The sequence below is a fragment of the Nonomuraea sp. NPDC050643 genome (genome assembly GCF_040654715.1).
GTDB lineage: Bacteria > Actinomycetota > Actinomycetes > Streptosporangiales > Streptosporangiaceae > Nonomuraea.
The window spans coordinates 104,822-111,066 of the sequence record NZ_JBFAIM010000049.1 but is presented as its reverse complement, the minus strand read 5'-3'; the positions used below and the strand labels follow the sequence as shown (position 1 = coordinate 111,066).

General features: G+C 66.1%; 4 protein-coding genes and 2 pseudogenes. All 6 read left to right on the top strand.

Annotation, left to right across the window (positions count from 1 at the left end):
* Positions 1-86 precede the first annotated feature (86 nt).
* A pseudogene (locus AB0I15_RS45015) lies at positions 87-293 on the top strand (integrase core domain-containing protein); the annotation flags it as partial.
* Between the two features lie 47 nt (positions 294-340).
* Positions 341-478: pseudogene (locus AB0I15_RS45010) on the top strand (serine hydroxymethyltransferase); the annotation flags it as partial.
* Between the two features lie 1,094 nt (positions 479-1,572).
* Entirely contained in the window at positions 1,573-2,118 is a 546-nt protein-coding gene (locus tag AB0I15_RS45005) for a hypothetical protein (protein WP_358110797.1), read from the top strand.
* A 245-nt stretch (positions 2,119-2,363) separates the two neighbouring features.
* Positions 2,364-3,053, top strand: a complete 690-nt coding sequence (locus AB0I15_RS45000) for a hypothetical protein (RefSeq protein ID WP_358110794.1) — start codon at positions 2,364-2,366, stop codon at positions 3,051-3,053.
* Between the two features lie 1,147 nt (positions 3,054-4,200).
* Positions 4,201-5,097 carry an Ig domain-containing protein gene (locus AB0I15_RS44995; RefSeq protein WP_358110791.1) on the top strand — a complete coding sequence of 299 codons (897 nt, stop codon included), beginning with the start codon at positions 4,201-4,203 and terminating at the stop codon, positions 5,095-5,097.
* Positions 5,098-5,207: 110 nt separating this feature from the next.
* On the top strand, positions 5,208-6,158 hold the full coding sequence (locus AB0I15_RS44990; RefSeq protein WP_358110788.1) for a hypothetical protein: 951 nt from the start codon (positions 5,208-5,210) through the stop codon (positions 6,156-6,158).
* The last annotated feature ends 87 nt before the right edge of the window (positions 6,159-6,245 follow it).

Here is a 6,245-nt window from a genome sequence, read left to right as displayed (position 1 = left end):
CACCTGCCCGGCCAGCGGATGGAACGGATGAGTGACCCTCACCAGACCATCTTCAGAGTCGTGAACCTGAGGAGTTGACGGATCGAGATAACGCCATGGCCGAGTCGTTCTTCCCCGCGCTCAAGAACGAGTGGCTGCACCGCGTCGTCTTCACCACCCGAGCCAAGGCGAAAAGCCAGGTCATCCGCTACATCGAAGAGTTCTACAACCGCCGGCACCTGCACTCCGCGCTGGGCTACCGGCCGCCCCTGGAGGTTCTCAACGAGGCCCTTTCAGCCCAGACAGCGGCATAGGCTGCGCCCATAACACGGCTGTCCGGATTCACCGTGGCCCCTCAGAGGTCGGCACCACCCTCATGGTGGACATGGCCCACTTCGCCGGCCTGGTCGCCGGGAAAGTCTTCACCGGCGACTTCGACCCCATCCCGCACGCCCACATCGTCACGACCACGACCCACAAGACCCTCCGCAGCCCACGCGACGGCGCCTGGTACACCTCCGGTATCCGTCTCGGCACTCCCGCCCTGACCACCCGAGGCCTCAACCAGGCCGACATGGACCGCATCGCCCACCTGATCCACACGGTGCTGGCCAGCACCCAGCCCGCCACCACGCCTGACGGCAAAGCCTCGCCGGCCAAATACACCTTGGACGCCAAGGTCCGCGACCAGGTCAGCGAGGAGGCAGCCGACCTGATGACCGGGTATCCGCTCCACCCGGCGATCCACCTGGGATGATCCAGGCGGTTTGAGGAGCGGCATCCGGCCAGGAGCGACCGGGCTCCTACGTATCGATCGTCCACGCCCACCACAGCGCCACCACCGTTGCGGCCAAATGTCCGGTAGATGCCCGGTTGCTGCCCTCGTCCGGGTCCTTGCCGGAGGTGAAACTTGAGTCACCCCGGCCTTCGGGTCAGCAGAAGCGGACATGAGTCTGCGCTGTTAGATCAGAAGAAGGAGACGACCATGCGTACGAAAATCATGCGGTTTGGGCAAGTGGCCATCGCTACCGCCGCGACGGCCATAGCTATGACCGCACCTGCGGAAGCACACTCGTTCAGAGTGGGAAACGAGTGGGGCTTCGCAGAGATCAACTCCAACCACACGACCCTGACTGTATGCAGGGTGCTCGGGAGCTGGCCCGATTCAGACGTCTGGGGCTCGGTTAGGTACAGCGGCGGCACTATCATCCGTTATGACGCGCCCACAATCAGCGGCTTGTGTTACCCCCACTCCCTAAGGGCCAACCCCACCGATGTCAGGTACTGTTGGCGGCCTTCAGGGGGGAGCAACCAATGTACCGCGTGGAGGGGCGAGTGACCTCCGCTGCAGCTTCCGTCCTTCTTGGTCCGTGAGGTTGCGGACCTTGACCGGTTGCGCCACCTTGCCTCCGGGCCACCGGTCGAACATGGTCAGGACTAGCTGCGCAAACACGAAAAGCGCCCCGCTCCTCCACGAGGGGACACTGTTGGCGAATTGATCAAACGAAGCGGCCCCATGATCACATCGGTGATCATGGGGCCGCTCTTGTTGTGTTCTGCGTGGGAACGAGGTCCTCGGTGTCATTGCGTCCGGTGGGTTCTGAGCTGGTCACGGTGGCCGAGTCGGCCTGGTGGGATCGCTACGACGCCCATACCGAAGAGTTCCGGATGCCCAAGCAGATGGCGACCAGGGTCGAACTCGCCAACCAGATCGGAGCGGACGGAACCCGGTTGCTGCTCGCCGTCTATTCCGACTCAGCCCCGCCGTGGCTCAGGGAGGTCCCCGCCGTGGAGATGCTGCGGCGGATCTGGCTTCAGGAGTTCCGTGACGAGGAAGGTCAGGTCCGGTGGCGCACCTCTCAGGAGCAGCCGGCCTCATCCGTGCGTCTGGTCTCCCCCTACGACGAGGACGCGCGCGTCGGTGTGAAGCGCGAGACCCAGTGGGACGGCTTCAAGGTCCACCTCACCGAGACCTGCGATGATGACGGGCCCCATCTGATTACCGATGTCGCGACGACCTCGGCGTGCTGCCCCTGGTCTCTCTATCGACAGTGGATGCGGGAGAACACTGAGCCGATAGCCGAATGGGCTGTAGGCCACGAGCCGCAGATCGAAGGACACAGGTTGGCCTCCTGCTGAACAATATGGAGCGTTGCGATCGCTCCCAGCCAAAGGCCCCCGATGAACGTTCAAGTGATTCGACATGGCCGGATCTTCCTCGTCCCGGCCATCTGATTGCGGAGGTCCGATAATGCCTGGAGGGCATAGCCGGCCGCACGTAACCAATGCCACCCGGCGCGCCTGTTTACCTCATCAATACGCGAAAGCTATTCGTGATTCTGGAGGCAGCGGTCGCGACGGGTCATCAGAGCTACAGTGTCGACATGCACAATTTGTGGCTGGTGGGCTTGATCGCCCTTGCCTTGGCGACCGTCGGCCTGCTCTCCAACCTATTGGCCGGCATGATCCAGCACAACGTCAAGCCATGGAGCAGGAAGGGCGTCGCGCTAGGACTATTCGTAGTTCTTCTAGGGTCAGCCGCGCTTGCGGTAGCGCAAAAGGTCGGCTCGGGCGAGGAGCCCCCTGCTACTCGCGTCTCCACACCAACTCAGCAGGTAACGGCGGCGATGGACCGTTGTAGCAAGGGTCTGAGGGCCGACGTGCAGGACACGGCGACCTTCGCCGGAGGCCGCAGGGACGCCGTCTTCCCGCCTGTGCCCTACGGCGACCAAGCGCCGAACGGCATTCGCGACGGCGATGTCATCCGTATCGCCGAAGCCTCCGGGTCGATCTATTTTGATGGGCTGCAGAAGCGGGTGGGGCCCGGCGGAAATGGAATCGCCGCACCTCGTGGCTGGTTCGTGCCTGGCGCCCCTCAGTACAGTGCGATTCTGCGTTACAACAACAATCCCACAGGCTGGATCGGCGATCCCTTTCCTTACGATCGCCTGATGGCTTGCACGCGATACACTGGCGGCACGGATGTCCGGCTTGCCTTCCTCATGAACCTGCGATCAGATCAGGTCGGGAAGTCGGGTGCCTGGACTTTCACCGTAAAGGTCTATCGGGATTAGGATCACTTCAGTAGCACGTGGATTTGGGCGACAGGCTCCGAATTCAGTTAGAGATATGCGCGCCTCGCCCGAGTCTCTATCCGCGATAAGTCATCCGTGCCGGTCGCAGAGGTGGAGACCAGAACCGCCCGGGAGAACGGATCGGCGACCGCGACGGACGGGGTCAGGTGCAACCGCCGGAACTGTGACCCGGGGCCAATTGCCTCGATCTCCCCCGTCACGTCGTCTCCGGCGGCCAGGTCCCATGTGTCCGAGGTGACGGACCGCGGCCTGCATGTGGCCGCAGCAGATCAGCAACCTCTGCCCCGCCAGCAGCCCGCCCGCACGGAGCACCCAGCCGCCCGTGGCGACGTCCCCGATGGACGGCTGCACGGCCGGGCCGGTGAAGCGCAGCAGCGCGTCAACGATGGGCCCGGTCGAGCTCGCAAGCGTGGTCACCGCCTGGGCAAGCTGGTTGGGCGCGCCCGCCCAGGTGGATGCGGCTTCGTCTCGCCACAGCGCGCTCGGCACCTCAACCACAGCCGCGATACGGGCGGTCGCAGCGCCGGTGTTGACTTCCGGGTCGCTCGCAGCGGTGATCGTCACGTCGGCGGCGCGGACGAGGTTGCTGCCTGATAGCGCAGCTTCATCAGCCGATGCCGCGTACCGCGGAGCGCGCTCAACGCCTCCAGGTTCCTTCCCATCTGCTCGTAGCCGCCATCCGCCCCCGAAGGGGTGGCCGACGTGACCTTGAACGTCAGGCCGAACGTCGTGGCCTCCAGATCGAGGCCGACGACCGGGATGTCCCCGTGCCGGCGTGCGTGGATGTTTCTCGCGGATCCGGTCGGTGCTGGGCGGCGCGAGGTACAGCATCAGCAGCCCGCCGCGGTGAACAGCGCGGGCTGTTTCGCTCTCCTGCGGCGGGTGATGAGCCCGGCTTCGTAACATCCTTGCCGTGCTCCTCGCGGAACGCTGCTCCTCACGTTCGGCTTCGGCGTACCGACCACGGAACGTCACAAGGGTCAGCAGTCACTGCTCCCGGCCGGCCCGGACGCACACCCCGCCGCAGTTGGGCGTGAGCAGGTTGTCTTCGCGTGCACGCCCCGGCCCACCTCCCGGTCCGGGCTCACCCATTGTCGACGCCGATGTCCCGTGAGATCATCCATCGATGCGCGTGAATCTGTGGCATCGCAGTTTATCCCGCCTCCTCCTGGCCCTGGTCGCAGCCGCCCTCTCCATCGCATCCCTGGGCCTGGCCACCCCGGCATCCGCCGCCGTTCCCGACGGCCACAACTGCTGGTACGTCGCGCCGGGCAGCCCACCGAGCAAGACCGTCAACTCCAGTGCGACGGTCCAGTGCGACGGTCCAGTGCGACGCATCGACGCCACCCCGGCATCCGCCGCCGATCCCGACGGCCACAACTGCTGGTACGTCGCGCCGGGCAGCCCACCGAGCAAGACCGACGCCAAGACCGTCAACTACAGTGCGACGGTCCAGTGCGACGGTCCAGTGCGCCGCATCGACCTCACCGTGGAACTGCTCTACCACGGGCTGAACAACGGCCCCGGCGTAACCGTGAGCGGCCGCACCGATGTTTGGCAGAACACCACCCTGACCCCCGTGTTCGGCATCGGCGCCCCCAGCCCGGGCGCGTTCTGCGCGTCCGGCTATTACTCGGGCCGGGCGACCGCCACGGTCCAATACCTGTCGGGGTCTCCGGAGTTCATCACCGGATCGACGGGGTCTGATCCGGTATTGCTCGACTGCCCGCCGCCGGATATCCCCACGCCCCCGCCGGCGATGACGGTCGTCAACCCGGGCACCCAGATCACGCTCCTCCCGGACAGCGTGATGCTGCAGATGCAGGCCACCGGCGGGAGCGGGTCCTACACCTGGTCGGCGACCGGTCTGCCGCCCGGGCTGACCATCGGCACGACCGGCTGGATCACCGGCCAGCCCCACACGGTAGGAAGCTACAACGTCACGGTCACCGCCGTCGGCGGCGGCCAGGCAAGCACCACCTTCACCTGGCGCGTCCGGCGCGAGCTCTGCACCACCTGCTGATCTTCTGCCCCCAACGGAAACTCCGTCGGAAAGACGGCACGTATTGTCTGCGGTCCCGGGTCGGTCCTCCTCTCCGATCCCGCTCGGTGCGGGTAGGAGAGGAGCAACCCGTGACACACGCCGTGAACACATCTGCCGTCCCGAGCGGCGCCCTCGCCGCGGGTCTGGCGCGGCTCGGGCAGGACGACGGCCGGGCGGTCAACCTGGCCCTCATCGCGCTCGAGGGCAACCCCGACGCGCTGTCCCGGCCGCAGTGGGCGGCGGCCATGAAGGCCTGGATCGACGCGTTCTTCGACCAGGCCGAGGCCAAGGCGCGTCCGGCGGAGCTTCCTGTCGAGGGCGCCGCCCGCTGGCGCAACCCCGAAGAGGACCTACCGGCCGATTTCGAGGACAACCGCGACGTGCACTACGAGAACCTGCGCCAGCCCCTGGACGCGGCCGGGTTCATCGCCACGTTGAAGGAGGCGATGCGCACCTCGATGACCGGCTGTGCGGCCGCGATCATCAAGAAGCGCTCGGGAGGCACCAAGGTCAAGACCCACCGCGGTGAGCCGATGTGGCACGTACCCGACCTGGGCAAGCTGAAGACACCGGAGAACCTGCGGGCGCTGCACGCCGCGGTCGCGGCCCGCGTTACCGGCGTCGTCCACGTGGTGAGCGCGGTAATCGGCTCGTCCACTCCCCGCGGCCCGTCGTTCCAGGTGCCACCTGCGGGCGTGATGAAGGGCTTGATCCAGTGCTCCTCGATCCCGGCGCGGATACGGGCGTCGGCGATCTGCTGCGCCAAGATCGTCAAAGCACCTGCGCACGCCCACAAGAAGGTGGTTCCCTGGGCGGACCTGGTGGTTCTCGCGGTCATCGCCGCCCATCCCGAGCACCTACGGGCGATGCCCGTCCTCGGGGCGGGGTGTGGCATGCGGGCAGGTGAGTGGTTCGGGCTCGCTCTCGAGGACGTGGATTGCGAGGAGATGACCATTCACGTGCGGCGCCAGGTCAAGAAGCTGAGGAGCGACTTCGTCTTCGCACTAGCCCGCGCCCGTCGCGGCCGGGGTCCTTCCTGAGCCGGTCAGGGACGCACGAGGCCGGCGTCAGTACCTCACCAATCGCCAGGAGGGCGCACACCGGCTTCGCCACCACTTCGCCAGCGT